Genomic DNA, 4,489 nt, shown 5'->3' on the forward strand with positions numbered 1-4,489 from the left:
CGCGTCGGGCTCGCCGCCGTTGGCGCGCGCGGCCCGACGATACAGATCGAGCCAGCGGTCGAGCTCGGGCAGCACGGGGAACCAGATGAACCCCGCGTAGTCGGCATCGCGCGCCGCCACGACTCCTCCCGGCGCCGTGACTCGACGCATCTCGCTGAGGGCCCGCACGGGGTCGGCCACATGCTGCAGCACCTGGTGCGCGTGCACGACGTCGAAGGTGTCGTCGGCGAAGCTGAGGTCGTGCACGTCCTCGACCGAGAAGTCGATGTTCGTCAGGCCCAGACCCGCCGCGCGATCCCGAGAGAGAGACAGTGCCGCGTGGTCGATCTCGGTGGCGGTGACGTGACCCACGGTTCCCGCGAAATCGACCGTGATGCTGCCGGGGCCCGCCCCGACGTCGAGAAGCCGTGCACCCGCGGTGAGATGGGGGCGAAGGTACTCCGCGGAGTTCGCGATGTTCCGACTGCTGTGCGAGCGGAGGACGGTCTCGTGGTGTCCGTGCGTGTAGATGGCCATGATCCAGTCTCGCAGGAGACCGCGGACGAACGGACTCGCAGGTCAGCGCAGATCTGCGACGGCGCGGCGGATCGCCTCGCGATCGGGCTTTCCCGAGGTCAGGACGTCGAGTGCATCCACGAGGATCAGGCGGGCGGGTCTCGCGTGCTTGCCGAGCTCGTCGGCGACGATGTCACGCGCGTGCGCGAGCTGTTCGGCCTCGCTGCGCCGCAGCGCCTCACCGCGCGCGGCGACGATCACCGATGCCTCGCCCCAGCGGTCGTCGGTCACTCCCACGACCACGGCGCCGGTGAGCCCGGGAACGCGACGGACCAGCCGTTCGACCCGGTCGAGGGAGATGTTGATGCCTCCCGAGACGATCACGTTGTCGGCCCGCCCGTGCACGCGCACGGTGCCGTCCTCGACCAGACCGAGGTCACCCGTGTGATACCAGCGCATGCCGTGCTCGTCACGCGAGAAGTTCTTCGCGGTGAGCTCGCCGTCGCCCAGGTAGCCGTCGGCGAGCATCGGCCCCGCGATGCGCAGCTCGCCGTCCACCGTGCGCACGCCCACCGTGTCGAGCGGAACCCCGTCGTAGATGCATCCGCCGCTGGTCTCCGTCGAGCCGTAGGTACGGACCAGACGCACCCCGAGTTCTGCCGCCCGATCGCGGATCGGCTCGGGCAGGGCCTGCCCGCCGACGAGGATCGCGCGGTACGCCCGCAGCGCGGCGAGCACCGGACCGTCTCCCGACGCCTCGAGCAGCGTGGACAGCTGCGCGGGGACGAGCGAGGTGTACAGCTCCGGGATCGCACCCGATGCCCCTGCCGAAGGCCGGAGCATCGAGAGCGTCGACTCGGCGAAGGACTCCGGTGAGAAACGACCGCTCAGCGCGACCGGATGGGTGTCGGCGACCAGCGACCGCACGATCACCTGAAGGCCTGCGACGTAGCTGGCGGGCAGCGCGAGCAGCCATCTGCCGCCGCCGATCCTCGCAGCCGTCGCCTCCGCGCTCGCGCGCAGAGCCTCGCCGCTCAGCGCGACGCGTTTCGGGATGCCGCTGGAGCCAGAGGTGGCGATGACGACCGCGGTGCCGTCTGGCACTCGATCGGGCGCTTCTCCGAGCATCCCGAATCCGAGCGCGGGGCCCCCGTCGAGGGCCCGGGCGAGCGCGTCGCGGAGCTCGACCGGATCCTCGGCATCCGTCGATCTCAGTGCGACCATGGTGCTCTCCGCTGCGCTCGGTTCTGTCGGGAACTCGCTCGGTGCTGTCAGGAACTCAGTAGTGCCAGGGGAAGGACGACCAGTCCGGATCGCGCTTCTCGAGGAACGAGTCACGGCCCTCGACGGCCTCATCGGTGCTGTAGGCCAGACGCGTGGCCTCGCCCGCGAAGACCTGCTGCCCGACGAGACCGTCATCGACCGCGTTGAAGGCGAACTTCAGCATCCGGATGGCGGTCGGCGACTTGGTGAGCACCGTGCGCGCCATCTTCAGCGCCTCGCGTTCGAGCTCGGCGTGCGGAACGACGCGGTTCACGGCGCCCGCCTCGTACGCGCGCTGCGCCGAGTACTCCTCGGCGAGGAAGAACACCTCGCGCGCGAACTTCTGGCCGGTCTGCCGCGCCATGTACGCCGAGCCGTATCCGGCATCGAAACTGCCCACATCGGCGTCGGTCTGCTTGAACCGCGCCTCCTCCGCCGAGGCGATCGTGAGGTCGCACACGACGTGCAGCGAGTGTCCGCCGCCCGCCGCCCACCCGGGCACGACCGCGATGACGACCTTGGGCATGAAGCGGATGAGACGCTGCACCTCGAGGATGTGCAGTCGGCCGGCGCGCGCCGGATCGTGCACGGTCGTCTCGTCGTCGGAGTACTTGTAGCCGTCGCGACCGCGGATGCGCTGATCGCCACCGGAGCAGAACGCCCAGCCGCCGTCCTTCGGGCTCGGTCCGTTGCCGGTCAGCAGCACGGCCCCGATACGGGGATTCTGCCGGGCATCGTCGAGAGCACGGTACAGCTCGTCGACGGTGTGCGGGCGGAAGGCGTTGCGCACCTCCGGGCGGTTGAAGGCGATCCGAGCGACCCCGCCGTCGGTGCTCACGTGGGCGGTGATGTCGGTGTAGTCCTCGGCGCCGGGCGCGAGCACCCATTCGTCCGGGTCGAACAGGTCTGAGACGAATGCGCTGGTCACGGCATCCAGCCTATTCCCGACGGGGTTGCACACGCAGACGGCGCCGCCTGCGAGCGCAGGCGGCGCCGTCGCATCCCGCTCAGCCGCGGCGAGCGCGCGCGGTCTTGAGCCAGCCGTCGACGATGTCCCAGATCGGGAAGGCGACGAGGCCGAATCCGGTGATGACCGAGAGGATCCGCATGGTCTCGTCCGTCACGCCGTTGTCGGTGAAGACGAAGCGCAGGAACTCGGGGTTGAGGAGCTCCCCGCCCAGCAGCAGAGCGAGGGACCAGGCCGAGAAGACCACGGCCAGCACGGTGTTGACGACAGCGGCACCGACTGTCCAGCGGCGTCTGGCGTAGACCGCGACCGCCAGCAGAGCCTCGGCCACGATCAGCGCGAAGAGGACCGTGATGCCCCACGGCCACAGCCCGGGATTCAGGATGGCGATCGGGGCGCCGTCGGTCGGGAAGAACCCGATGAATGCGTCCCAGAACACCGCACCGACACCGAGCAGCACGAAGACGATGGACGCGATGGCGTCGGCTCGGCCCGCTCCGTTCTGAGTCGGCTCCGGCAACTGGTCGACGCTCCACCTCACACCCGTGTCCGCACCCGTCCGCTCGAGGATGAAGAACACCAGCGTCACCCAGAAGCCGACGTGCACGATCGAGCCGAGGGCCGCGACGACCGCCGTGCCGATGATCTCGCCCGTGGGCGCTCCGTCGACGAGCTGGCCGAGCATCACGCCACCGAACGCGCAGATCGGCACGATGATCAGGAGCAGCTTCAGCAGCCGCCACCAGACCAGGTAGTACTTCGGTCCGATGAGATGCAGCGGGCGATCGGCATATCCCGCAGCGAGGATGCCGGGGTCGCCGAGCTCGGTGAGGACCGCGCGTTCTGCATCGTCCCGAGACTCACCCTGCTCGAGCCTGGCGTCGATCGCGTCGGCGATCGATCCTTCGAGCTCGGCACGCACGTCGTCCTGCACCTCGGGCGTGAGGCTTCGGATGGTGGCGCTGATGTACCGCTCCGTGAGCGTGGCTGTCGTGGTCATGTCAGTTCTCCTCAGCTGTGAGGGTCGCGATCGCCGTGGTGAGCGAACGCCATTCTTCGGTCAGGGTGTCGGCGAGCCGGATGCCGGCCTCCGATGTGCGGTAGAACTTGCGAGGCCGCGCCTCGTCGGTGTTCCACTCGCTCGTGAGGTACTCCTGCTTCTCGAGCCTGCGAAGCAGCGGGTACAGCGTGTTCGCGTCGGTGGCGAAGCCGCGACGCTCGAGGTCTTCGAGCAGCGCGTAGCCGTAGCCCGCCGTGCGCAGCAGCTGCAGGCAGGCCAGCACGACGGTGCCGCGGCGCAGTTCCTGCAGGTGCGTGTCGAGGGTTTCGTTCATGTCTGCGACAGTACTGTGCGTCACACACCATTGTCAATGACACAGCGCTGTGTCGATTCGGAAAGCATCCCGAGGCCAGTGCGGCACGGCGGATGCCACGCGGCGGCCCTCTCGGAGCAGAATGAGCACATGCTCCCACCGCTCGCAGACCTGCTCGGCTCCGCCCGGGTCGTCGCCCTGCCCATGCACACCCGATTCCGCGGCGTCGACACCCGCGAGGCGCTGCTCATCGAAGGGCCGCAGGGGTGGGCGGAGTTCTCGCCGTTCCTCGAGTACGAGGATGCCGAGGCCGCGACCTGGCTCGCCGCGGCGATCGACTTCGCCTGGAACCCGCAGCCTGAGCCGCTGCGCGAGCGCGTCGGAGTGAACGCCACGATCCCGGCGATCGAGGCCGCACGGGTGGCCGAGGTGCTGGCCCGCTTCGCCGGCT

At 69.3% G+C, this 4,489-nt stretch carries 5 protein-coding genes and 1 pseudogene; 1 reads left to right on the forward strand and 5 read right to left on the reverse strand.

All coding sequences use genetic code 11. The annotated features are described in order from the left end of the window. From RTM68_RS17135 to RTM68_RS17155, 5 genes are all read right to left on the reverse strand, one after another. On the reverse strand, positions 1–516 hold a 516-nt coding region (locus RTM68_RS17135; RefSeq protein WP_312173272.1), incomplete at its 3' end, for a methyltransferase domain-containing protein. A gap of 42 nt (positions 517–558) precedes the next feature. Further along, positions 559–1,719, reverse strand: a complete 1,161-nt coding sequence (locus RTM68_RS17140; protein WP_312173275.1) for an AMP-binding protein — start codon at positions 1,717–1,719, stop codon at positions 559–561. A 55-nt stretch (positions 1,720–1,774) separates the two neighbouring features. Further along, complete coding sequence (locus RTM68_RS17145; RefSeq protein ID WP_312173279.1) at positions 1,775–2,686, reverse strand: 1,4-dihydroxy-2-naphthoyl-CoA synthase; 912 nt, start codon at positions 2,684–2,686, stop codon at positions 1,775–1,777. 79 nt (positions 2,687–2,765) lie between these two features. Further along, entirely contained in the window at positions 2,766–3,725 is a 960-nt protein-coding gene (locus tag RTM68_RS17150; RefSeq protein WP_312173282.1) for a permease prefix domain 1-containing protein, read from the reverse strand. 1 nt (position 3,726) lies between these two features. After that, positions 3,727–4,059 (reverse strand): PadR family transcriptional regulator, encoded by a 333-nt coding sequence (locus tag RTM68_RS17155; RefSeq protein WP_056515870.1) that lies wholly within the window; start codon positions 4,057–4,059, stop codon positions 3,727–3,729. 129 nt (positions 4,060–4,188) lie between these two features. Here RTM68_RS17155 and RTM68_RS17160 point away from each other — a divergent pair. Further along, positions 4,189–4,489 (forward strand): annotated as a pseudogene (locus RTM68_RS17160) (O-succinylbenzoate synthase); the annotation flags it as partial.

It is taken from the genome of Microbacterium sp. (assembly GCF_031988965.1).
GTDB lineage: Bacteria > Actinomycetota > Actinomycetes > Actinomycetales > Microbacteriaceae > Microbacterium.

Excerpts from the sequence above, each read along its gene's own strand:
- RTM68_RS17150 (WP_312173282.1), bottom strand. The coding sequence starts at position 3,725 with ATGACCACGACAGCCACGCTCACGGAGCGGTACATCAGCGCCACCATC.
- RTM68_RS17155 (WP_056515870.1), bottom strand. The coding sequence starts at position 4,059 with ATGAACGAAACCCTCGACACGCACCTGCAGGAACTGCGCCGCGGCACC.
- RTM68_RS17140 (WP_312173275.1), bottom strand. The coding sequence starts at position 1,719 with ATGGTCGCACTGAGATCGACGGATGCCGAGGATCCGGTCGAGCTCCGC.